At 44.2% G+C, this 22,483-nt stretch carries 29 protein-coding genes; 9 read left to right on the top strand and 20 right to left on the bottom strand.

Features of this window, described 5'->3' with window-relative positions; genetic code table 11:
* Positions 1 to 63 precede the first annotated feature (63 nt).
* The 3 genes from OCC_RS07965 to OCC_RS07955 form a co-directional block, all read right to left on the bottom strand.
* A complete protein-coding gene (locus OCC_RS07965) occupies positions 64 to 1,404 on the bottom strand; it encodes a glycerate kinase type-2 family protein (RefSeq protein ID WP_004069588.1) in 1,341 nt (446 codons plus the stop codon).
* Between the two features lie 42 nt (positions 1,405 to 1,446).
* Positions 1,447 to 2,568, bottom strand: a complete 1,122-nt coding sequence (locus OCC_RS07960) for an AAA family ATPase (protein WP_004069586.1) — start codon at positions 2,566 to 2,568, stop codon at positions 1,447 to 1,449.
* A 74-nt stretch (positions 2,569 to 2,642) separates the two neighbouring features.
* Entirely contained in the window at positions 2,643 to 3,059 is a 417-nt protein-coding gene (locus OCC_RS07955; protein ID WP_004069584.1) for a DUF371 domain-containing protein, read from the bottom strand.
* A 515-nt stretch (positions 3,060 to 3,574) separates the two neighbouring features.
* Here OCC_RS07955 and OCC_RS07945 point away from each other — a divergent pair.
* Entirely contained in the window at positions 3,575 to 3,778 is a 204-nt protein-coding gene (locus tag OCC_RS07945) for a 30S ribosomal protein S17e (protein WP_004069582.1), read from the top strand.
* Here OCC_RS07945 and OCC_RS07940 read toward each other — a convergent pair.
* Entirely contained in the window at positions 3,775 to 4,377 is a 603-nt protein-coding gene (locus OCC_RS07940) for an ArsR family transcriptional regulator (RefSeq protein ID WP_004069580.1), read from the bottom strand. The two genes, OCC_RS07945 and OCC_RS07940, sit on opposite strands and share 4 nt — an antisense overlap.
* Positions 4,378 to 4,513: 136 nt before the next feature.
* On the opposite strand from OCC_RS07940, the gene OCC_RS07935 reads away from it, so the two are divergent.
* A complete protein-coding gene (locus OCC_RS07935) occupies positions 4,514 to 5,146 on the top strand; it encodes an MBL fold metallo-hydrolase (RefSeq protein ID WP_004069572.1) in 633 nt (210 codons plus the stop codon).
* A gap of 41 nt (positions 5,147 to 5,187) precedes the next feature.
* Here the strand turns inward: OCC_RS07935 and OCC_RS07930 are convergent, their stop codons facing one another.
* The 4 genes from OCC_RS07930 to OCC_RS07915 form a co-directional block, all read right to left on the bottom strand.
* Entirely contained in the window at positions 5,188 to 5,598 is a 411-nt protein-coding gene (locus tag OCC_RS07930) for a PIN domain-containing protein (protein ID WP_004069570.1), read from the bottom strand.
* On the bottom strand, positions 5,586 to 5,813 hold the full coding sequence (locus OCC_RS07925; protein WP_004069568.1) for an AbrB/MazE/SpoVT family DNA-binding domain-containing protein: 228 nt from the start codon (positions 5,811 to 5,813) through the stop codon (positions 5,586 to 5,588). Before OCC_RS07925 ends, OCC_RS07930 begins: the two co-directional genes overlap by 13 nt.
* A 77-nt stretch (positions 5,814 to 5,890) precedes the next feature.
* On the bottom strand, positions 5,891 to 7,222 hold the full coding sequence (locus OCC_RS07920) for a TrpB-like pyridoxal phosphate-dependent enzyme (protein ID WP_004069566.1): 1,332 nt from the start codon (positions 7,220 to 7,222) through the stop codon (positions 5,891 to 5,893).
* A gap of 325 nt (positions 7,223 to 7,547) precedes the next feature.
* Positions 7,548 to 8,729, bottom strand: a complete 1,182-nt coding sequence (locus OCC_RS07915; RefSeq protein WP_004069564.1) for a CGP-CTERM-anchored Cys-rich protein — start codon at positions 8,727 to 8,729, stop codon at positions 7,548 to 7,550.
* A gap of 163 nt (positions 8,730 to 8,892) precedes the next feature.
* Between OCC_RS07915 and OCC_RS07910 the strand changes: the two genes are divergently transcribed.
* A complete protein-coding gene (locus OCC_RS07910) occupies positions 8,893 to 10,194 on the top strand; it encodes an acetamidase/formamidase family protein (RefSeq protein ID WP_004069562.1) in 1,302 nt (433 codons plus the stop codon).
* Here OCC_RS07910 and OCC_RS07905 read toward each other — a convergent pair.
* From OCC_RS07905 to OCC_RS07890, 4 genes are read right to left on the bottom strand one after another with little or no spacing between them, the layout of a single operon-like run.
* Positions 10,191 to 10,646, bottom strand: coding sequence for an OsmC family protein (locus OCC_RS07905; protein WP_202950627.1), 456 nt, complete (start codon positions 10,644 to 10,646; stop codon positions 10,191 to 10,193). The genes OCC_RS07910 and OCC_RS07905 overlap by 4 nt on opposite strands.
* An 11-nt stretch (positions 10,647 to 10,657) precedes the next feature.
* A complete protein-coding gene (locus OCC_RS07900; protein ID WP_004069558.1) occupies positions 10,658 to 10,963 on the bottom strand; it encodes a DUF6506 family protein in 306 nt (101 codons plus the stop codon).
* A 29-nt stretch (positions 10,964 to 10,992) separates the two neighbouring features.
* The gene (locus OCC_RS07895; RefSeq protein ID WP_020953750.1) at positions 10,993 to 11,976 is read right to left on the bottom strand and encodes an alpha-ketoacid dehydrogenase subunit beta; all 984 of its coding nucleotides are present in this window, start codon (positions 11,974 to 11,976) and stop codon (positions 10,993 to 10,995) included.
* Complete coding sequence (locus OCC_RS07890) at positions 11,964 to 12,962, bottom strand: thiamine pyrophosphate-dependent dehydrogenase E1 component subunit alpha (RefSeq protein ID WP_004069554.1); 999 nt, start codon at positions 12,960 to 12,962, stop codon at positions 11,964 to 11,966. The genes OCC_RS07895 and OCC_RS07890 overlap by 13 nt, the downstream gene beginning before the upstream one ends.
* A 179-nt stretch (positions 12,963 to 13,141) precedes the next feature.
* On the opposite strand from OCC_RS07890, the gene OCC_RS07885 reads away from it, so the two are divergent.
* From OCC_RS07885 to OCC_RS07870, 4 genes are read left to right on the top strand one after another with little or no spacing between them, the layout of a single operon-like run.
* On the top strand, positions 13,142 to 13,390 hold the full coding sequence (locus OCC_RS07885) for a biotin/lipoyl-containing protein (RefSeq protein ID WP_004069552.1): 249 nt from the start codon (positions 13,142 to 13,144) through the stop codon (positions 13,388 to 13,390).
* A 4-nt stretch (positions 13,391 to 13,394) separates the two neighbouring features.
* Positions 13,395 to 14,210, top strand: coding sequence for a dihydrolipoamide acetyltransferase family protein (locus OCC_RS07880; protein WP_238565101.1), 816 nt, complete (start codon positions 13,395 to 13,397; stop codon positions 14,208 to 14,210).
* Positions 14,203 to 14,571, top strand: a complete 369-nt coding sequence (locus tag OCC_RS07875; RefSeq protein WP_004069543.1) for a Lin0512 family protein — start codon at positions 14,203 to 14,205, stop codon at positions 14,569 to 14,571. The genes OCC_RS07880 and OCC_RS07875 overlap by 8 nt, the downstream gene beginning before the upstream one ends.
* 5 nt (positions 14,572 to 14,576) lie before the next feature.
* Positions 14,577 to 15,557: an NAD(+)/NADH kinase gene (locus OCC_RS07870; RefSeq protein WP_004069541.1), complete on the top strand. Its 981-nt coding sequence runs from the start codon at positions 14,577 to 14,579 to the stop codon at positions 15,555 to 15,557.
* Here the strand turns inward: OCC_RS07870 and OCC_RS07865 are convergent.
* The 7 genes from OCC_RS07865 to OCC_RS07835 all read right to left on the bottom strand — a co-directional run bounded on the left by OCC_RS07865 (position 15,554) and on the right by OCC_RS07835 (position 20,902).
* Positions 15,554 to 16,336 carry a lipoate--protein ligase family protein gene (locus OCC_RS07865; RefSeq protein WP_004069539.1) on the bottom strand — a complete coding sequence of 261 codons (783 nt, stop codon included), beginning with the start codon at positions 16,334 to 16,336 and terminating at the stop codon, positions 15,554 to 15,556. The two genes, OCC_RS07870 and OCC_RS07865, sit on opposite strands and share 4 nt — an antisense overlap.
* 40 nt (positions 16,337 to 16,376) lie before the next feature.
* Positions 16,377 to 16,613: a lipoyl domain-containing protein gene (locus tag OCC_RS07860; RefSeq protein ID WP_004069537.1), complete on the bottom strand. Its 237-nt coding sequence runs from the start codon at positions 16,611 to 16,613 to the stop codon at positions 16,377 to 16,379.
* Between the two features lie 18 nt (positions 16,614 to 16,631).
* Positions 16,632 to 17,630, bottom strand: a complete 999-nt coding sequence (locus OCC_RS07855; RefSeq protein ID WP_004069535.1) for an alpha-ketoacid dehydrogenase subunit beta — start codon at positions 17,628 to 17,630, stop codon at positions 16,632 to 16,634.
* A 1-nt stretch (position 17,631) separates the two neighbouring features.
* Complete coding sequence (locus OCC_RS07850; protein ID WP_004069534.1) at positions 17,632 to 18,639, bottom strand: thiamine pyrophosphate-dependent dehydrogenase E1 component subunit alpha; 1,008 nt, start codon at positions 18,637 to 18,639, stop codon at positions 17,632 to 17,634.
* A 116-nt stretch (positions 18,640 to 18,755) separates the two neighbouring features.
* Positions 18,756 to 19,544, bottom strand: coding sequence for a hypothetical protein (locus tag OCC_RS07845; protein WP_004069532.1), 789 nt, complete (start codon positions 19,542 to 19,544; stop codon positions 18,756 to 18,758).
* Positions 19,545 to 20,342, bottom strand: coding sequence for an SPL family radical SAM protein (locus OCC_RS07840; protein WP_004069530.1), 798 nt, complete (start codon positions 20,340 to 20,342; stop codon positions 19,545 to 19,547).
* Positions 20,339 to 20,902, bottom strand: coding sequence for a hypothetical protein (locus OCC_RS07835; RefSeq protein WP_004069528.1), 564 nt, complete (start codon positions 20,900 to 20,902; stop codon positions 20,339 to 20,341). The genes OCC_RS07840 and OCC_RS07835 overlap by 4 nt, the downstream gene beginning before the upstream one ends.
* Positions 20,903 to 20,945: 43 nt before the next feature.
* On the opposite strand from OCC_RS07835, the gene OCC_RS07830 reads away from it, so the two are divergent.
* Together OCC_RS07830 and OCC_RS07825 are read left to right on the top strand one after the other, a co-directional pair.
* The gene (locus OCC_RS07830) at positions 20,946 to 21,686 is read left to right on the top strand and encodes a heparan-alpha-glucosaminide N-acetyltransferase (RefSeq protein ID WP_004069526.1); all 741 of its coding nucleotides are present in this window, start codon (positions 20,946 to 20,948) and stop codon (positions 21,684 to 21,686) included.
* Positions 21,687 to 21,689: 3 nt separating this feature from the next.
* Entirely contained in the window at positions 21,690 to 22,079 is a 390-nt protein-coding gene (locus tag OCC_RS07825; protein WP_004069524.1) for an NfeD family protein, read from the top strand.
* Here the strand turns inward: OCC_RS07825 and OCC_RS07820 are convergent.
* Positions 22,051 to 22,482 (bottom strand): hypothetical protein, encoded by a 432-nt coding sequence (locus OCC_RS07820; RefSeq protein WP_004069522.1) that lies wholly within the window; start codon positions 22,480 to 22,482, stop codon positions 22,051 to 22,053. The two genes, OCC_RS07825 and OCC_RS07820, sit on opposite strands and share 29 nt — an antisense overlap.
* Position 22,483 lies beyond the last annotated feature (1 nt).

Below are 22,483 nucleotides of genomic sequence, written 5' to 3'. Positions count from 1 at the left end.
CCCCTATTAGGGCTCCATAAAATTCAAAAAATCAAGCAAAAAACAGAACAGAATTCCAAATTATTAAAGAATAACAGCAATAACTATTGAGTTAACGTTCGTCCTTGTTGGGCCCGTTACAAGCAGAGCTTTTGCTTTCTTTAAAGCCTCATAAGCGTTGTGCCTCCTTAAATGCTCCTCGACATCTATGCCCTCTTTTTTAAGGGCTTCCAGAGTGTAGCCGTCCACCAATCCACCGGCGGCATCCGTTGGGCCGTCAGTTCCATCTGTATCCATAGCCAAAACCGCAACTCCTCTAAGGTTTGCTATTTTTCTCGTTATGCTCAAGGCAAACTCCTGGTTCGGCCCTCCAAGACCGGCTTCACCCTCTATCGTTACCGTTGTTTCTCCACCGGCTATTAAGATGCAGGGCCTTTTAAAGGGCCTACTCCTATGGTAAATCTCCTCTATTATTGAGCCAAAAGCTATTGCCACTTCCTTGGCTTCTCCTTCAAGGGTCGTTGTGAGAATATGCGCATTGAGTCCGAGCTCTCTAGCTTTTCTCTCTGCTGCTTCACATGCCAAGGCGTTGCTCGCTATAAGGAAGTTGTGGACGTTGGGAAGGTCTTCCTTTAGGGTTTCCTCAACTTTTCCCTCAAGGCCAAGCTCTATGTGCCTTCTCACGCTTTCAGGAAGCTTATCCCAGAGGTTGTAGAGCTTGAGTATCCTGTAGGCGTCCTTAAACGTTGTGGGGTCTTTTACAGTTGGTCCGGAGGCTATAGCTTCGAGGGGATCGCCAACGACATCTGAGAGGATAAGGCTTATCAGAGTCCCCTTCACGAGCTTCGCCAGCTTACCCCCTTTAACCTTTGAGATGTGCTTTCTGACGGTGTTGATCTCATAGATCTTCGCCCCGCTTTTAAGGAGGAGCTCATTCGTTTTCATCTTGTCCTCAAAGCTTATCCCGTCCTCTGGAAGGGTGAAAAGCGCGCTCCCACCACCGGAGATGAGGACGAGGAGGGTGTCGTTTTCCTTAACTTTTTTTGCAAGCTCTACCCCGAGCTGAGCACCCTTTACTGAATTTTCATCCGGCACTGGATGCCCCGCTTCAATTACCTTGATCTTTTTGAGAGGCAATGAATAGCCGTACTTAGTCACCGCTATTCCCCCGGCAATCTTCTCACCCAGAACCTCTTCAACGGCTTTTGCCATCGAACATGCTGCCTTTCCAAATGCCAAAACATAGATTTTTCCCCTTATCAGGAACTCTTTTCCTTTAACAATAAGCTTGCCGTCCTCAACCTTTAGTGCTCTTTTTACCGCTTCATAGGGGTCAGCGCTTTTTATCGCCTCTTCCATCAGAATTAAAGCGATTTCCTTAGCCTTTATATCTCCATAAGAGAGAAGTTCCTCTCGATTCACCATGTAAATCACCGTAGGGTATTAAAGCAGAGCAAGATATAAGGGTTAGGGAGACATCAGAAGGACTCTAAGGAGGGGATCCTCTATCCAATATCTTCCTCCTTCCGAACGTATGAATCCTGCTTTTTCAAGAGTGTCTAGATACTTGTAGATATGCTGAATTCTCCTAGGTGCCTTTTCTGCCTTCTCAAGCTCTCTGTAAACCTCCGCCCCCCTAAGTGCGCTGGGATATACATTAGCGAGGACTCTAAGCACTTCAACATAAATGGGGCTGCTGTAAACGTTCAAGAAAGCTTCCAAATCCTTTTTCCACTCATCAAGGGCATATTTTCTGCTCTCTTCTAGTGCCCTTGGAAGAGCTTTTTCTACAGCAACTCCCCTCCTTACAAGGTTTGTTACAGTTAATCCATAATAAGAAACAAAACCTGGAACGCCTCCAAGCTCCCTTACAGCCCTTTCAAGTTCGAGTTCATTTTTTACATTAATACCATAGCTTTCAAAACCTCTTCTCAAAAATTCTACGCCCTCCACCACGCTCCAGCGCGGGAGTGTAAATATCTCGGCCGAGCGCATAAAGTTTGGCTTACTGGCATCGGGATTCAAATACTCCATAAGTAGACCGGGCATTGAGCCTGTAAAAATCAGGGATATGTTCGGATAACTGTCCGTTATCTCCTGAAGTAAACCACGAAAATCCAAGTTTTTCAATCTAGCAAGCACCTGGGCCTCGTCAAAAATAAGGAGTCCTCTTGCTGAGTTTTGAGATAGCACTCTCACAAGAGTAGAAAAGTCCGAAGTAAACTCCTCTATGCTTGTCTTCCTGACTTCGACAGAAATCCCGCGAAGGGAAAGGGCGTAGCTCTTACTCATGGTTATAAGTCTTAGAGATGTTCTTTTTGGCTCTACATCGGATATCGAAATAGCCCTAGCACCAATGAAGCGAGAAAAGTTGAAGTATATGTAGTGATGGTTTCTTCTTTTCGTGAACTTTTCAGCGACCACATTAACAACGCTCGTCTTTCCTACACGCCTCGGGCCTAAGAGAACAGAAATATTTCCCCTAAGAACTGCTTGAAAAAGTTTTTCAGCCGTATTTCTGTGCCCTTCTCCCCAAAGGCACTCCTCCTCCATAATAGGTCTAGTGCTGAAAAAGTTTTTACATACCATGTAATTTACACCCCATGTAAATTACGTTCTATGTAATAAAAATCTTTCGATAAGAACCTTACCTCAAAGTCTCATCATTCCACAATTATCTCAACAATCACTTTCTGCCCCGGATTTTTCAGCTTCTCCACAAGTTCCCTTTTAATGTCCTTCGCGGCTTTGTTTGCTTTTACTGCCAAAGTTCTCCCATCAACGTAGTCGCTCTTTCTTATCACCATAGAAACATCGCTCTCAAAGCTCAGCCTCTCGTCTCCAAATGCCTCAAGCTCATCAACAATATCATCAACAATTATCCTTATCTTTATTTTTTTGCCCTTTTTCAGGGCTTCTTTTAACTCATCACTTAGGTCTTTAAGGGCTTTGTTGGCTTTTATGCATATTATGCAGTCTCCCCTTGGCGTTAGGTAATCCTCCTTCGTTATTTCCAGCGTTGAGCGGTGGGTTGCCTTTACGTTTTCATGCCCGTAGCAGATGATGGTTTCCTTAATCATCTGACCTCCTCCCCGCCCCTGAAGGAGGGGTTATGACTCCCGAGAGGAATCCCCTCCTTCAGAAGTTTCATCGGTTTGTGGGTCCATCACCTACTCCCGTCGCCAGTTTCGGTTTGGCCCACAGGCCCGGTCTTAGGCCCGTTACCCCTACCCGCCCAAGCGGGATTGGGGTTATCGCCTTAGAGGCTGCTCCACGAGCTTTTACCACCTAAGGGGGCGGTTCTCAAAGGACGCCTTACGGCGTCATCCTCCCTAAAGGGAGGACACAACGAAAGCCCTCTCAAAGAGCACCTTTAAGACGGCCTCCCCGAGGCCTTATTAAGAGGAAAAAGTATTTAAGGCTTTCGACATTTCAAAGGATCAAACTCAGAATTTCTGCATCCCCGCCCTAAAGGGGCGAGGCTTTCAGGTGGTAAAAACCTTTAAAGGGAAGCTTTATAAATTTGGCTGGGAAAAGTTTAAAACAGCCTCACTTGATTTGGGTGTGGAAATTAAGATTATCGGAGGGATGAGGAATGGGAAACATTAAGCAAGGTTTCATTAAGAGAACCGCGAGAGAGCTCTTCAACAGGTATCCAAACGAGTTCACAAGGGACTTTGAGCACAACAAAAAGAAGGTTGAGGAGCTAACAAACGTCACAAGCAAAACAATAAGGAACAGAATAGCTGGCTACATAACAAGGCTTGTAAGACTTAAGGAAGAAGGAAAAATCCTCTAAATCAGTTCTCTCTTTATCCTTTTTAAATCCTCAAGGATTTCTCTTGGGAGTATATCCTCGAATTCCTTCAAAAGCTCATCAAACTGCTCCTCGCTTTCTCTGGCAATTCTGCGCATAAGGCTCTTTATGTAAGTCTCAGTGAGCATTCTGACATCTTCAAGCTCGCTCTTCATTCTCATATACTCGTCTATTTTTTGCTCTATCTCACTTAAGAAGGAAGAAAGTTCTCTGATTTTTTCTTCAATTGGTTCTTGGGACTTTATGAGCTGCTTTATCTCCTCATATTCCTTCGTTTGTCTTGGGGCTTTTGGCTCATACATCTCGGTGCCGAAGGAATACGGCGTGAGGAGAACCTCCAACCTAATGCCCCTCTTTATTTGGTAGTACTTCCTAGGCCTGCCCCTCGGAATCTTCTCTATCCTGCCCTCAATCAGCCCAGCACTCTCAAGTATTCTAAGGTGCTCAAGGATAGCCTTTTGCCCAACTCCCAATTCCTTCGAGAGCTCGCTTACAAAGTAGGGTCGTTTGGTAAGCAAGAGCAGTATCCTCCTTCTCGTCTCGTTTCCAAGGACATCAAGTAACCTTCCATGCTCCTCCATAGTCTCACCCCGTGATGAGAGTGACATCTTCCTCTTATCTAACTTAATGTAAATAAAAATCCTACTTAAATCTTTTGGTTTTAACTACACAAAATTACTTTAAGGTTTAAGGGAGAATATATTTTTGGTGACCCCTATGAGAGTTGTTGGAGGAATCCACCTGGTAGATGAAACTTTTGCAAACGTCTATCTGATAGAAAGGGGAGAAAAGCTTCTCCTTATAGATGCCGGACTTCCAGAGGAGTATGAGAAGGTTTTGAGGTACATAGAAAAGCTCGGCTACGTTCCAGAGGATGTGGAGGTAATAATAGTAACCCATGCCCACTACGACCATGTGGGCTCTTTAAAAAACCTTAAAGACGCAACCAGTGCAAATGTTGCAGCCCATAAAGACGAGGTCCCCTATTTGAAGGGAGAGAAAACCTACAGGAGAGAAATAGAACCAGTTGATGTTGAAATAGAGCTGAACGACGGAGATGAGATCGAGGGGCTGAGAGTTATCCACTCTCCGGGGCATACTCCCGGGAGCATTTGTTTGCTCGACTTGGAGACAAAAGCTCTCTTTGTGGGGGATTTGGTTATGGAGGAAAACGGAAGGCTTGAAGAGATTCCGCACCATTATTCCCTCGATCCAATGAAGAACAGGGAAGCCATAAAAAGACTTTTGGAGGTTGATTTCGTGCATTTACTGCCAAGTCATGGAAAGCCGATCTTAAACGACGGGAAGGAGAAGTTGAGGGAGCTTGTGGAGAGGCTTCAGTCTGAATAATTTAGAGATCTTTAATCTACTTCAATTTTTATCTTAAAACCTCAAAACTCCTTCGGCAAAACTTTGACTCCGAGCTTTGTCGCAAGCTTTCTGAGCCTTTGGTCAAAAGTTGCCAAATAACCTTTCTCCAGCGCGTGAATGAGAATTACCGTGTCATTGAAGCGCGATAGAGAGAGCTTCTCCCTTTCAAGGAGCTCAAGGGCGCGGAGGATTATCTTATAATCATCGACGAGGCTTCTAAACCTCGGGTCAGAGGTGTACTCTAAGAGCATCGTCCTAGCTTCCTTAACTGAAAACCCTTGGTTTTTAAAGAACCACACATACTCCTGAAGCACTATCGATGGAACGTACCATTTATCGAGAGAATTCAGAAGGCTTCTCGCCTTTTCATGGAAGCCAGAGTCGCTAAAGGTGTCATAAATCAAAACATTGGTATCTATCACTGCAGACATTCTTTCATCCCCTCTTCTATGGATTTCTCAATTTCCTCAGGAGATATCTTTTTGCCGAGCTTGAGGGTTTTCCTTTCTTTTTTGGGCCGTTCTATAATAATCCTCCCGTCTTCGAGCTTCACTTCAAGCACTTCACCTTCCTTAATCCCAAGAGCCTTCCTGATCTCTGCGGGGATCGTTATCTGGTAGTTCCGGGTGACTTTTGTGAGTGGCATACTATACTCACCTCCATAGTAGATTCAAATTTCTACTATATTAATCTTTCTCCTAGACACTGCAAAAATAATAAAAATCAGAAAAGCCCGTTCAACACTGGAATTTCCTTGGGCTCATAATCTTCCAGTCTTCCCTCCAAAAAATCCTCGTATCCCTTAAGGTCAAGAAGTCCATGGCCGCTCAGGTTGAACAGTATAACTTTCTCCTCCTCTTGCTCTTTTGCCCGAAGTGCTATGTCGATTGCCGCCTTTATCGCGTGGGCACTCTCTGGAGCTGGAACTATCCCTTCGGCTTTTGCAAAGAGGGTGGCTGCATCAAAGACCTCCGTCTGGTGATAAGCTACAGGCTTCACAATGCCATGGTTCACGAGAACGCTTAGCGTTGGAGCTAGCCCGTGGTATCTCAGCCCTCCGGCGTGAATTGGGGGCACATAGTATGTATGGCCAAGGGTGTGCATCTTCATCTTCGGAGTTAGCCTTCCTGAGTCCCCGTAGTCGTAGGCATAAACCCCCGAAGTCATTGTTGGAGCGGCTTTGGGTTCAACAGCTATGAACTCATACTCTTCTTTTCCCTTCAAAACGTCTTTAACAAATGGATATGCCAAACCAGCGAAATTGCTCCCTCCGCCTACGCAGCCGATTATCACATCGGGCTCTTCAAATTCTCTTATCTGCTCCTTTGCCTCAAGCCCGATGACCGTTTGGTGCATTAGGACGTGGTTTAAGACGCTGCCAAGGGAATAACGGGCGTTCTCATCTTTTAAAACATCCTCAATGGCTTCACTTATCGCTATGCCAAGACCTCCGGGATGGCTTGGATCCTCAGCTAGAAATCTCCTCCCCACTTCCGTCCTATCACTTGGGCTTGGAAACACCTCAGCCCCGTAGATGTTCATGAGAACTCTCCGATAAGGCTTTTGCTGGTAGCTCGCCCTAGCCATGTAAACCCTAACCCTTAGGCCAATAAGAGCCCCGGCGAGAGAAAGAGCAGTTCCCCATTGCCCCGCTCCTGTTTCGGTTACAAGCCTCTCAATGCCTTGCTTTTTAGCATAATATGCTTGGGCCAAGGCGGTGTTTATCTTGTGACTGCCAGTAACGGTCGCTCCCTCGTATTTGAAGTAAATCCTTGCTGGAGTTCTAAGCCTTTTTTCAAGGTTCGTTGCCCTAAACAGAGGTGTAGGGCGCCCAATCTTGGCGTATAGCTCTCTAACTTCTCTAGGAATTTCAACGTAGCGTTCCCTGCTCATTTCCTGCTTTACAAGTTCCTCCGCAAAGATTCTAAGCAACTTTTCTGGCTCTATGGGCTTTTCCGTCTCCGGGTCTAACGGGGGCTCCAGAGGTTCGGGAAGGTCGGGCAAAATGTTGTACCAAAACTTTGGTATTTTTTCATCTGGAAGAACAGCTTTCATTTCAACCACCTCTTTCTCTTTGCAAATCCCAAAATCGAGGGAATAATGAGAGTAAACGGGCCAAAAGCAACCAAGTATTTCAAGTAGGTAAAGATGTTTAGACAATCAAAAAGCCTGCCAAAAGCAATCCCGCCTATAAGCTAACCAAGAGAACGAGGAAAACGTATCACAAATTCCAAAAACACTCACTCCTTATCGACATAACCCTACTAGATGCACTCACCCCTTAAATGTTCTTTGCTCAAATTGTTGTAGATATGACAAGTCCTTAAAGGAAAATATAGGCAAGTTTGTCACTCTGTCAAAGATTAAAAAGCCAAAAAGCTCACTTTCTGAAGAGCAAAGGCACAAGCAAAAGTCCCAAAATGAGTGCCGGACCGCAAACTTCGCCTTGAGCGCGACTCTGGGAAGGAGTGCTCGATGACTTCAGCACAATTTCTCCTTTTGGAATGCTGATGTTAAATGGTGGTGAAGCACACTTAACTAAAAGAGGCTTATCGCTCTCATCATAGGGGATCCAAGTATAGATTCCATTTTTCTTGTACCAGCCTATATGGGAGTTTTGGCCAGCTTTTCCTCTCTCCGCAACATTTACAATTGCCGAGATGTCTTCATCGCTTATCTCTATTATTCCGTTCTCCCTCAGCCACTTGAGCTCAATCTCAAGGGCTTTGCTAAAGTTGAAGGAATAGGGATCAATGACTCCCTCTGGGGAGTTAGTGATCTCTGCTTTAAACTGGAGGTTGTCAAGGACACATGAGATGCCGAGCTCTTCAAAAAGCGCCTTTAGCTCGACAACGTCTTCTTCACCCGGCTTTTCTTTTCCGTAAACTGCTATATAGACCTCGGCTAGGGGAAGCTTAATGACCTTTGAGGGATCAACGCCGTGCTCTTTCAAGCACTTTTCAAATTCGAGAGTGGGCTTCCAAGTGCAGAGGCCATTGTAACAGCCACAACTTGTGAGCCTCAAGCAACTATACCACTCCTTATATACGCACGGCGTAACTATTTCCCTCGCGAGCTCTCTCGTCGTGCAGACCTCTCCGGAACATCCACCTATAGAACAGTCCGAGTCGCTCTTGCACTCGTTGCCTTTTCTTGGGCTTATCTGGACGTAGAGAGACCCTTTTCTAAAGGTGTAGTTCTTAACTTCCCAGCCCAGAGCCTTAATCCGCTCAAAGCTTTCGTTGGAAATCAGCAAGGGAGATTCAAATGAAGCGTAAGCATAAGCGGATTCAAAGCTCTTCGCAGGTATCTGAATCCTAATCCATAGGGAAGAGTTAATCTCCCTCAAGATAACTCCAACTCTCTCGTCGTAGTGGGAGCGGTAGATTATGGTTCCGTTGTCGATTATTATGTTTTCCGCATTTAGTAGAGGGCTTAGATCGTATGAAATCCCGGGCCTGTTAAGGCGAACCTCCACAGCCAAGGAATCCATTGGGTTGTAACACGCATTAGCCAATGGAACAAAGCTCAGCAAAAGGATAAGGGCAAGCCCTTTCTTCATGATCTCACCAACATAGGATTTGACTTCAAAGTATATACGTTTATTGAGAGTTTCAAAACGATTGAAGTTATGGCATCATTCAAAAGTCTCCAGATGATTATAAATCTATCAAAATAAAAACGTTTTTATCTTTCTATTTCGCAAATGATAATTGGTGATTTCCATGGTAGTTGAGGACGAAATCTTTAACGATGTACAAACAAACGGCATAATTGGCCCACATTCAAAGATGCTCGGTCCAGTGGCGGATGGAGGGAAGATAGTCTTTGTCACAGCCCCCGGATGCTGGGGTCCAATGATTACTCCCACAATTAGGGGAGGACACGAGGTCAACGTGCCAGTTGCTGTAGAAGGAGCGGAAGTCGGAGATGGCATAGTGATTAAGGTAAAGAGCATTAAGGTTCTCTCAAAAGCCGCTTCCTCAGGTGTTGATACAGTTAGAGAAGGAGCGTTTGTTGGAGATCCATATGTTGCAAAGAAATGTCCAAGCTGTAACGAACCATGGCCCGAATTTGAGGTTGTTGGTATAGGGGAAGATGCAGTGAGATGCAAACACTGTGGCTCACCGGCTTCTCCCTTCAAAATGGTCAACGGGTACACAATGGTCTTTGACCACAACCTTGGAGTTGGGGTTACAGTAAACAAGGAAACCGCCAAGATGATAGCCAAAGATGCATGGGAGTGGCACTCTCTTCCCAAGAATTCAAAGCAGGTGCCGATACTAATCTTCGCTAAGGCAGACATCGTTGGAGTGCCTTCAAGGATAAGACCTTTCTTGGGACAGCTTGGAACGGTTCCAGCCGTAGATATCCCGGACTCCCATAACGCCGGAGACTTCGGCTCCTTCTTGATTAACGCTCCCCATCCATACGGGATAACCAAGGAAGACTACGAGACAAAGCTAACCGATGGTCACTTAGATGTTGATTCAGTTAGAGAAGGGGCTGTATTAATAGCGCCGGTAAAAGTTAAGGGAGGGGGAATTTACGCCGGAGATGCTCATGGAATGCAGGGAGACGGAGAAGTAGCGGGGCATACAATCGATGTAACTGCAGAGAGCGTTCTTGAAGTTTCGGTTGTTAAAAACATAAACCTAGACGGCCCTATTTTGCTACCTCCCGAGGAAGACCTGCCTCCCCTCGCAAAGCCATGGAGAAAAGACGAATGGGAGAAAGTCCAGACATTGGGAAGAAGGTTTGGAATTGAGCCCGAGCCCGTGGCTCCAGTGCAGATTATTGGTTCAGGACCAACTATAAACGAAGCTGCAATGAGAGGTTTTGAAAGGGCAGCAAAGCTCTTTGGAATGAGCTTGGAGGAAGTTAGGAATAGGGTAACGATAAGCGGTGCCGTGGAAATTGGAAGGCTTCCGGGAATAGTTCAGGTTTCAATGCAAGTCCCACTGAGTGCTTTAGAAAAGATGGGGATAGACGAGATAGTGGTTAAGCACTACGATCTTCCTTACTAATCTTTTGTTTTTACCTCAATTTTAATTGGAGTTGGATTTTTGAGGTTGTCACTAACTGGACAGCGTTCTTCAACTTCTTTTATCCATTCTAAGAGCTCGGATTCTGTAAAGTTGCCCTCAGGGAATATTTCCACCTTAATCTCTTTATACCCAGCGCGTTCACCATCGAGTCCCTGAAATTTCCTCGGGTCAAGTATTCCAGTGGCCTTAATCCTGATTGACCTAATACCTATCCCCTTCTCCTCCGCTACCAAATGACCGGTAATAGTCAAGCACCCTGCTAGGGCAACGAGAATATATTCCACTGGATTCGGCCCCTCGTTAGTCCCACCCAACTCAGGGGGTTCATCTACCACAATTGTGAACTCTCTAACCTTCGCAACCATTTTTGTTGGAGATTCAGTCTTTCCTTCGACATGGAATTGGATTGTAACCTCTTCCAACTTCCTCAACTCCCAATTATTCAAAATATCTCATCACCGCTTTTTCCTTCAAGCCCTGGATGGATATCGAATCTAACAACTCCCACTGGAACCTTTCCTTCTACCGCTTCAACAATTTTTGCAACACCCCTATGACCAAAACCTCCACAGAGCTCAATTGCCGCTATGCCCTCATCTACAAGTTCTTTTGCAATTCTGCAGGCTTCATCGTAGTTTTTAACTCCAACTACATGAAGCTCTACAGCAGGCGTTGAGATAACTGCCCTATGTCTTTCAGGCTCTGCCTCCGGGGCTAAAAATATAAATGCTGCTTTAAGCTTGTCCATCATATCACCTTCATAAAAAATGTTAAAAATCAGAGAACATCTCTAATGGCTTTTTCAATTTTCTCAGTACTAGGCATCCATTCCTTTTCTAAGGCCGGACTGAACGGAACTGGAGTTGCTGGGGCTGTGACAAGCTTAACAGGAGCTTTTAGGTTATCAAAGGCCTTGTTAACGGCCAAAGCTGCTATGTCCGTGGCAAAGCTGCATCTTGGATATGCCTCATCAACAACAACGAGCCTTCCAGTCTTCTTTATTGAGTTAAGTATTGTCTCTTCATCCAGAGGTACGAGGGTTCTTGGGTCAATGACTTCAACGCTTATTCCTTCCTCTTCAAGCTTGTTTGCAACTTCTAAAGCCCTGTGAACCATCAAAGCTGTCGCAACAACCGTAACATCCTTACCTTCCTTCTTCACATCAGCCTCTCCAAGAGGTATTGAATAAGGATCTTCCGGAACTGGGCCCTTAATTCCATAAAGCATCTTATGTTCAATGAAAATAACTGGATCATCGTCTTCAATTGAAGATATCAAAAGCCCTTTGGCATCGTAGGGCGTGGAGGGGTACACTACCTTCAATCCCGGAACGTGGATAAAGAGAGCGTGTAGGGATTGTGAGTGTTGGGCAGCGGCGCTTGCACCCGCTCCAGAGACCGTTCTAATCACTATTGGAATCTTGGCCTTTCCACCAAACATGTATCTCATCTTTGCTGCTTGGTTGTAGATTTGGTCATAAGCTACGCCAAGGAAGTCTATAAACATTAACTCTACAACAGGTCTCAACAAACCTGATGCAGCAGCTCCTACCCCAGTTCCAATGAAACCGCTCTCTGCTATTGGGGTATCCCTTACTCTTTCTTCTCCGTACTTTTCTATGAGTCCTTTCGTGACACCAAAGATTCCTCCATATCTTCCAACATCTTCGCCCATCACGACAACTTTTTGATCTTTTGACATTTCGTAGTCCAAAGCCTCATTGAGCGCCTCTGCAAAAGTGATCTCCCTCACCACTGCCATACTAACACCCCCTTGGTTGGGGTCGAGAACACATCTTCAAGAACTTCCTCCGGCTTGGGCCATGGGCTTTCCTCTGCAAACTTGATAGACTCTTCTATCTCTCTTTTTACTCTTTCCCTAATAGTATCAAGCTCTTCTTTAGTTAGGAGACCCTTCTCAAGGACTGTTTTCTCAAAGAGAACTATTGGATCCTTGTTCTTCTTCCACCATTCCACTTCCTCCTTTGACCTATATATTTGGGGATCGCCTTCAAAGTGTCCTTTAAACCTATAGGTCTTTGCCTCTATTAGTGTTGGTCCTTCTCCATTCCTAGCCCTCTCTATCGCTTCTTTAGCGACTTCATAAACCGCAAAGACATCTTGGCCGTCTACACTAACTCCCGGAATGCCATAAGCAGCAGCCCTCTCAGCGACGCTCTTTATGGCTTGCTGTTTTGAATAGGGAAGGGATATTTGGTAGAGGTTGTTTTCACACACAAAAACTACTGGAAGCTTCCATATTGCGGCAAGATTTATTGCCTCATGGAAGTTTTGTTGATTAGAGGCACCATCTCCAAAGAAAGCCACTGCAACGTTATCCAGGCCATTTAGCTTTATGCCCAATGCGGCTCCGACTGCGTGGGGAATACCTCCACCCACTATACCGTTTGCTCCCAATTCTCCTACATCCAAATCAGCTATGTGCATTGAGCCACCTTTTCCTTTACATATCCCTGTAGCCTTACCAAAGAGTTCGGCCATTGATGCCTTGATGTTACCGCCTTTTGCAATAAAGTGACCATGTCCCCTGTGAGTACTTGTTATGAAGTCCTCTTTCCTTAGGTGGGCCATTACTCCTGTTGCGACAGCTTCTTCTCCAATGTAGAGATGAACAAAGCCCGGTATTTTTCCTTGGGCAAAAAGCTCTGCAACCCTTTCTTCATGCTCTCTTATCTTAACCATGGTTTCGTACATCCACAATAACTTTTCCTTAGGTATCTCCGCCATATTTTTCGCCTCTGCTGGGTTTAGATTTAAAAAAAGAGGTTATTTTGCAAATGTCAATGATTAAAGGTATGTCACAGATTAAACATTTAAGGTTTCACATTAAAGAGGTATATATACTTTTCCATTTCTCGCTCCAAAAGTTTATTAAGATCAAATGAAAATAACAATATGGTGATATTATGTCAAGAATAAATGTCATTATGCCAAAATTAGGTATGACAATGAAAAAGGGCACTATCGTAGAGTGGAAGAAAAATGTTGGAGAGATGGTGGAGAAAGATGAAGTAATTGCTATAGTCGAGTCCGAGAAACTAACTGGAGAGGTCAAAGCTCCAGCATCAGGGGTTCTAGTGGAGAAACTCCACGATGTTGGAGATGAGGTCCCCGTAGGGGAGCCAATAGCAATAATAGAAACCGAGGGGAGCTAAATTGGTGAGTGAAGAGATAAGAACGATAGCCGAGCAATACGATATCGATCTTTCAAAAATAAAAGGTTCTGGTCCCAATGGCGAAGTTACGCTTGAAGACCTCGAAAAATATATACGAGAACACTTCCTTCCAAAGGTGAGAGAAGAGAGAAAAGTGTTTGGGATCAGGAAGGTTATAGCAGAGAGGCTTTCAAAGAGCTACAGGGAAGCTGTGCACGTAACCCTTAATATGGAAACAAAGATAGATAACCTTATTGAAATGAGGAAGAAGCTCACTGAAAAGCTTGGAGAAAAGCCATCTTATACAGTTCTCATGTTAAAATGCATTGCAAAAGCCATAAGGGATTTCATAGAGGTCAATGCATCAATGGAAGAAGGAAAGATAATGATTTATGATAACATAAACATAAACGTGGCTGTTGACAGTCCAATAGGCCTTATTACGCCAGTAATTAGGGACGTAGACAAAAAATCCCTCGAAGAACTCTTACAGGATTATGCGGACATAGTTGAGAGAGCAAAAAGCGGCAGACTTAAGGAGAAGGACTTTGTTGGGGGAACCTTCACAGTAACGAACCTTGGAATGTTCGGAGTTGATTCGTTTACACCAATAATTAACCCTCCCCAAATTGCGATTTTAGGTTTGAACAGGATAACCCAAAAGCCGATAGTGGAGAATGGAGAGATAAAAATTGCCAGCGTGATGACGCTTTCTTTGACATTTGACCACAGGGCAATAGACGGAGCTCCAGCCGCGAGGTTCTTGGAGAGAGTTAAATATTACCTGGAGCACCCAGAGGAGGTCTTTGAAAGTGAGTGAATGGAGAAGATATGTCATCGAGATAGGGATGGGGATAGACCAGCATGGTCAAGATCCCACTAAGGCTGCAATAAAGGCCATAAAAGATGCAATAACAAGGGTTTGCACTGTTGGGCTCTTGGAGCTCTTTGAGCTTGATCTTGAGAGAGATATAAAAGCAGAAATCCTCATAGGGGTGCCCTATTCTCAAAGAGTCAATATAGAGAAAGTCAAAGAAGTAATCCCCCTACCGTGTGAAAAAGTTGTTAAGATTGTCGAAGGCGGTCTAAAAGGGCCTGGAATAGCTCTTAAAGAATTTGGAGATAAAACAAACGAAATATTGGTGGCAATAGCGTTTATTACCCTCTATGTAAGGAGATGAACGTTATGGGAAAAGTAACTGTAGGGATAATAGCAAACCCTGAATCTGGCAGAGATATAAGGCGTTTAATTGCCCATGCAAGTGTTTTTGACAACATGGAGAAAGTTAACATCGTAAAAAGACTTCTTCTAATAATGCAGGAGTTAGGAGTTGAAAAAGTTTTAGCAATGCCGGAAACCTTTGGAATAGTTCCCGCTGCCCTTCATGCCGTGGGGGAGCATATATCCATGGAAGTTGAGATGCTCCCAATGAAGGTTTTTGGAGATTGGAGGGACACATTAAAGGCAACTGAGCTCATGAAGGACAAAGTTAAGACAATAATTGTCATCGGAGGGGATGGGACAAACAGACTTGTCGCAAAAGCCTCTGGAGAAATCCCCATAATGCCCATCTCCACAGGCACCAACAACGTCTTTCCATACATGATAGAGGCCACAATAGCCGGGGCTGCTGTTTCAGCAATAGCCACTGGCATTGTTAAACCCACCGAAGGAACTTACAAAACAAAAAGAATTGAACTTTATGAAGATGGCAGACTCAAAGATATTGCTCTCGTAGATGCTGTTGCCACACTACATTCCTTTAAAGGCTCCAAAGCAGTTTGGAAACCTGAATACTTGAGAGAGGTTGTAGCCAGTATCTCTTCCCCATACAACATTGGGCTGAGTTCAATTCCCGGAATTTTGAAGGAGATAACTGAAAGAGACGACTTGGGAATATATGTGGAGCTTGGAGGAGAAAAAGGCATAAAAGTGCCCATAGCTCCTGGAATATTTAGAAGAATAAAAGTCAAAGAAACAAAAATCTTGAATCTGAACGAGGAAATCGAACTGAAAACATCTCCCTCACTTTTGGCTCTTGATGGAGAAAGAGAGACTGAAATGAGGGGGGAGATAACTGCAAAAATAACGCGGAATGGGCCGAGAGTTATTGACTATAGAAAGACACTGAAAATAGCTGCTGAGAGAGGCTTCTTTGACGATTAGCTGAGGATGTCTTTTACCTTTTTATTAAGTTCTCCCTTATTGTCAACAAGGCCTTTAAAGTTCCATTCCTCCCTAGAATATTTCTCTTTATACAAAAGATTGGCCAACTTTAGTTCCTCTTTTAAAGGCTCTTCAAAAGTAGGAGAGGTAGACAACACTCTTGAATAACCCCAAATTAGGGCATCAGCAACTTCTTCTGTGGAAGTCTCTACAAATGCAGAGAGGTTCGCCACCCGATACTTAACCGGATCAAAGTTGTGGACCTTTGGAATTCTTAAAAGGAGATAGAGCATTTGCAGATTTGAGTTTATTAAAATCGAACCATGAAGAAAAAGAACTCCCCACCTCATAGCCGCAGCAGTCCCCGAAACTTTTCTCTCATTAACCACGACATCGTTGGTATTCTTTAGGTATGCCCGTGCTCCAAGTTTTTTCAGCGCAAGAAGAGTGCCTTTCAGGAGGACTCTATACATATAGTCCAGTGGGTACTTTACATTTTTCTTGATTGCAATAGAATAATTCAGGCATCCACTGTCATGGTACACTGTCCCTCCTCCTGTGAAGCGCCTCACTATTGGGAATCCAAATCTACTGGCATTGCCTAAATTGACATCCTCCCCAACTTTTCTAAAACGACCTAAAATCAGAGAATTTTCGTTTCTCCATATCCTAAGGGTATCTCCAACAAGATCAACACTCCTGCTCCTTGCAAGGCTTTCTTCGAAGGCAATGTTGAGATAAGGATTCCAGTATTCATGAAATAGAACCCTCAATGGCATGTAAAAATTTGGAAAGAAAAATAATTAAAGGTTTTGAAAGCTACTCAGTTTCTACAACTGCTATTACCTGTCCCTGTGATATTTCTTCATTTTCAGGAACGAGTATTCTAAGCTTTCCACTTGCTGGCGCCTTTACGATAACGGTAACTTTTTCTATCATGACCTCTGCTATCTCCTCACCTTCCTTTACTTCATCCCCATCGCTTTTGTACCACTGGTTTATTACACCTTTTTTATCTTCTTGACTAACTATTGGCACTTTCACCTCTACTTCCATTCTCTCTCCTCCGCCATGTCACATTATACTCTTTACGGCGTTGATTATCTTCTCCTTGTCTGGAAGAACGTATCTCTCCAGAACTCTGCTGTAGGGAACGGGAACATCAGGATAGGCCACTCTTACGGGAGGTGCTTCCAAAGATATTCCATTCTCAACAACCGTAGCAATGACTTCTCCACTCATCCCGTAGCTTCTGTAGTCCTCATCCACTACAACTAAACGTCCAGTCTTCTTTACGGAGTTCACGAGGGTCTTCTTGTCCAAGGGAACCAGAGTTCTTAGGTCGATTACCTCCGCACTAATGCCTTCTTTTTCAAGCTCTTCTGCAGCCCATAATGCCTCGTATACCATTTTAGCAACTCCTACAATGGTGACATCGCTTCCCTCTCTGACTACTTTTGCCTCTCCGATAGGTACTGTATAAGGCTCTTCTGGAACCTCAACCGTTGCCTCTGGTGGCGAGGGCATCCATCCAAGTCCCATGAGTCCCTTGTGGAAGAAGTACATAACTGGGTTGTCATCTCTAATCGCCGAGATCATCAAGCCCTTCGCGTCATATGAGTTCGAGGGAATTACTATCTTCAAACCCGGAACGTGTGCAAAGAGCCCGTAGAGACATTGGGAATGCTGAGCAGCGTCGCTGTATCCTCCACCCATGGCGGTCATTATCACTACTGGCATTTTCACTTGTCCGCCGGACATGTAGTGGGCTTTGGCTATGTGGTTGTAAATCTGATCCATGGCAACTCCAAAGAAGTCCACAAACATAAGCTCGACTATTGGTCTCATTCCTTTTGATGCCGCCCCCAAAGCAGCCCCTATAAATGCTGCTTCACTTATCGGAGTGTCTCTAACTCTCTCAGGCCCAAATTTCTCTAAAAGTCCAGTTGTTGCGCCAAATATGCCCCCATATGCCCCGATATCCTCACCCATGACAAACACGTTTTCATCTCTCTCCATTTCCTGAGCTATTGCTTCTGAGATTGCCTTATACATGGGGAGTTTTCTTGCCATCTCATTCACCCCCCGTAAAAACGCCCTTTAATGCTTCTTCAGGCTCTGGATACGGGCTGTTTACCGCAAAGTCAATAGCCTCCTGTACTTCTCTGATATTCTCTTCCTTGATCTTGTTAAGCTCATCTTCAGTTGCAATGCCCTTTTCTAGAAGGAGCTTTTCGAAGTTCATGAGTGGATCCTTTTGCCTGGCAAGCTCTAAGTCCTCTTTGGGTCTATAGTGCTGTGGATCTCCTTCAAAATGACCTCTGAGCCTATAAACTTTTATCTCAATCAAACTTGGCCCTTCTCCTCTTCTCGCTCTCTTAACAGCTTCTTTTGCCACTTCATAAACCGCTATGACATCAGCTCCATCCACACTAACTCCCGGAATTCCATAACCTGCAGCCCTTTCACTGTTCTTCGCGACTGCAGTTGATTTTTCCTTTGGGACTGAAATAGCCCAGCTGTTGTCTTCTATCACAAAGATCACTGGTAGCTTCCAGATTGCGGCTAAATTAAGAGCCTCATGGAAAGTCCCTTGATTAGCTGCACCGTCTCCACCAACGGCAACCGCAACGTAATCTTCTCCCTTCAGTTTTGCTGCTATTCCCACACCAACGGCTTGTGGGAAGCTTGCTCCTACAATTCCACTGCAGCTGAAGTTAACATTTGCATCAAAAAGGTGCATATGGCCTCCTTTACCCCTTGATAGACCTGTAGCTTTTCCAAAAATCTCGGCAGTCATTTTCTTCAAATCAACTCCCTTAGCAATCGCAAAGTGATGAGCCCTGTGTGTCCCTATTAAGGCATCTTCAGGTTTTAGGTGCATACAAACTCCAACTGCTGCAGATTCCTGGCCGGAAGATAAATGAAGCTCCCCGGGAATTGGGCCCGCAGATATGTCAAACCTTGGGGTTTTCCCCTTGTAGTACCACTCTGCAAGTGTTTCCTCGTAAGTTCGTATCTTGTGCATAGTTTTGTATATCTCAAGCAGGGTTTCTTTAGGGATTTCCTCCACCTTTTCCATATCACACACCTCTTTATTCATCAACCCAAAAATAAAAAACAAATCATTTTTGTAGATTTTCACTTGGTGAATATATAGTTTATGGTAGAATATATTTTACAAATATCAAAAATTTTTTAGATTATCCCAAGTTCCACGGTCTCTTCAACCTTAAAATCCCCACCAATAAGCTTAATCCTTCCCTCATTGCAGTAAACCCCAACTCCCCTAACTCTATTCCCGTTTGCAAGAACCTCAAAGTTTGCTTTAAAGATCCCAACGCCATTTTCAAGAATTTTCTCAGCCCTTATAACCTTCCCAAACAGCATCGCCTTATTTCCATTGAAAATCGCTCCGTAACGATAATGGGGCAATCCACCTTCAATGCTTCCAAAAGGAGTTAGTCCGCTCCCTCTAGTTTTCAGAGGCTTAAGCCAATAGTAGTGGGCGGTTTTTTCGACGACTTTGAATTCCCTTCCCTCAACAACGGGAACTAAAGGTCTAACTTTGGGAAATATCGTTAATCCTCCCCTCGCCCTGTATCTGTCTTCACACTTTCTAAGCTCAAAATGGGCATGCTTATCACTCCAAGGAGAGAAAAAGCCCGAAAGCCTCAGTTCTCCAATTTCATCCCCCAGAGAAACCTTTTCACCAACCTCAAGTTCAGGCTCCACATGAAGAACCTTCAAGCAAAAATCCGCAACTTCAAAGATGAGAAGATAGTCGTCTCTAACAGGAATATATCGGGGAGTTTTTATCTTTTTCACCTCAACCAGCTTTCCCTCCTCGAAGGGAAAAAGGGCTTTGTCTTCAAAGTACACATCAACTGCAGTCCCAAGCTTATGGCCAATGTACGGGGTATCAAAGAAGGAATACCTAACATCTGGGATTTCTAACCAGAGATCCCCTACTCGGGCTATTCTCATTTACTTCACCTCTATAATCTCCCAGCCCCTTCTGTGGACTTCTATTCCCCCTGCCCTTACGTTTAACCGTTTTATGAGCTCTACGAGCTCTTTAATGAAGCTCCAGAATTTATCATCGTCAACCATAACTTCATAGCTTTCAGGAAAGTTCTCTTTTAATAACTCTCGAAACTCTCTGCCGGCGGCTTTCAGATTGAGCATCTCGAAAAAGTAAGAATCGGCGAAGTCCCTTGTTTCCCTTATTATCTCCTCCACGTCAGTGATCCCCGGGATAATCGGGCTTATGAAGGCGTAGTTTTTCACTCCCTCCTCTCTAAGTGTCTTTAGCGCGTCTATCCTAAGCTTCTGTGAAGGGGTGAAGGGCTCTATGAGCTGCTTTTCCTTCCCCTCGAAGCTGTTTATTGTCAATCCAACTTCGATTTCGTTGAAGAGCTTGAAAATGTCAACATCTCTAACCACAAGAGGAGACTTTGTCAGAATGCTGAGCTTGTTTCTCTTGTTCATCATCTCAAGGGTTCTTCTCGTTAGCTTGAGCTCCTTCTCTATGGGCTGATACGGATCGGAGATGCTCGACATAAAGACTTCTCCATAAACCCTCTTCCTTGCAAGCTCAGGGACGTTGGTCTTTACCTCTACCCATGTTCCCCACTCGCCATAGGGCTTCCACTTGCAAATGAACTTTGCATAGCAGTATTTGCACCCAAATTGACATCCTACATACTGATTTACAACATAATCAACCCCAGGAATTCCGCTTTTTGTGTAGATGCTTCTTGCTCTAGTTTTAATAATCCTCATCTAAACACCTCGGCAACTTTGAGAAAGCCAAAGAAAATCGAAAAAAGCATTAAACCCAAGAAAATTCTGTAGACTGTCAATATTTTCTCCTCTTCAAGCTCTCTAAGCCTAAGAAAGATGTAAAAGGAAGCAACCCAGAGTACAAGCTGGATTAGGAGTAGGGGTGCATCATAGGAATAATAGGGTGGGGAAAAAACGGCTGGGAGAAAGAGCATTATGCTGAGCAGAAAGCCGAGAAAGCTTAAGAAGAACAAACTCAAAACGGAAAACGAAGGATTAATATTCCCAATAACCTTCAGCTCCAAAAAATATGTGAGAATAAGCAAAAACCCATAATGAAGCCCATAGATATAAAGGAACTTAGTTCCAAGTTCTTTCCGCTTCAAGAGTGCGTATAACATTAAAATCACAGCACCTCCGAGATAGGCAGAGAGCCATGCAGAGAGATCCTTGTAAAACCCATAAGGGGCATCAAAATTGGCAAAGGCTATTGCCCCGGGCTGGGTTATCATTAACATTGCCAAAGTGAAAAACAAAAACCGCAGTATACTTCTCTCCATGACAACCCCAAACTTAAATAAGCCTCGAGGTTTATATCTTTTGATGTTCGGCAGCGAGATATACTCAAAGCGCTTTTGGGAGGTTGACTTCGTTAGGGGAATAGCGTTAATCATGATGTTAATTTCAAATTTTGTAACGGATTTGCAGTTCTTTTTGGGCTATTCAGAGTACAGAGTTTTCTGGAAGCTCTTCGCCTATGCAACCGCATCCCTCTTCGTCTCGATTTCAGGGCTCTCACTGTGGATAAGCCATGCAAGGGGGAAGAAAACCTTGAAGAAGTATTTTCTCAGATTTGCAAAGCTTTTCGGTCTTGGCTTGCTCATAACCCTCACTACCTATCTCTTGCTGGAGAGAGGGACAATCTACTTTGGAGTTCTGCACTTTCTGGGCGTCGCAAGTTTGCTCGTGATTCCCTTCTATCCTCTCGGATGGAAAAACATCTTTCCCGCAGTTCTCTTTCTCCTTGGAGGTCAAATCGTGAAGAACGTTCACGCCGACACTTTGCTCTTTCTTCCCCTAGGAATTACTCCCCACGAGTTCTTTACTCTTGATTACTTCCCGATTTTCCCGTGGTTTGGGGTTTTCCTTCTGGGGACAGCAATAGGTGCGTTGATTTACCCAGACGGAAAAAGAAAGTTCAAAATAAGCACTCCAAAAAATCCCCTCCTTGAGTTCGTCTGCTTCATGGGGAGGAACACCTTAAAGATTTACTTCATCCATCAGCCGGTTTTTGTAGGGCTTCTTATGCTTCTCTACGGCGGTTTGCCCAACTTAGGGGTGTGAACTATGAAAACCTACGTCAAAAACGCCCTAAAAACTCTGAGCATCCTTGCAGATGAAATAGCCGTGGGAATATTTTTGTTCTTTATTTTGCCGAGAGCTGGTATAAACGTGCCGTTAAAACCCGCTCTTGCTGTAATAGCTTTCCTTATCTTCAAAGATGTCATTGCCGTTAAGTTCCTCTGGGAAGTCTTTGAGAAAAAAGCAGAGGTTGGGCCCGAGGCGTTAATTGGAAAAGAAGCCCTTGTGGTTGAAGAATTAATGCCAAAAGGTGTCGTAAAAGTGGGAAACGAGCTGTGGATAGCTGAATGCATAAACGGAACAGCAAAAAGAGGGGAGAAAGTCAAGATAATCCAAGTTAGGGGCACTAAGCTGCTCGTGGAACGCCAAGGGTAGTTAAGATCATTGCGATTTCTTCGGGGTTATTGGTGGTAAATGCTACATCAACCCCTCTTTTGTGGATGGTTATACACCCTTTAGCCGGAAAATTAAATCTTATTGGAGCCCAACAGCTTATCCAGCCCAATTTAACCTCAAAACTCTCGATTTCATCAATCTTAATCGTTTTTCTAATAATCAATCCCAGAGTTCCGCGGAGCCTTATCTCTCTTTCATCTATTTCTATTTTAAAACTCAACACGTCTATCAAAATCATGACAACCGCAATGAAAACTACTGCCATAAATTCAAAGCCCTCACCTGCATGATATGTCGCCCAAAGGCCTGCTAAAAGACCTATATACGCTGGGAGTGTAATAAAGAGCACAAACCTGCTAAACCTCCTTTCTTCGTAGAGCATA

It is taken from the genome of Thermococcus litoralis DSM 5473 (assembly GCF_000246985.2).
GTDB lineage: Archaea > Methanobacteriota_B > Thermococci > Thermococcales > Thermococcaceae > Thermococcus_A > Thermococcus_A litoralis.
This window is presented reverse-complemented; position numbering and strand designations above follow the sequence as displayed.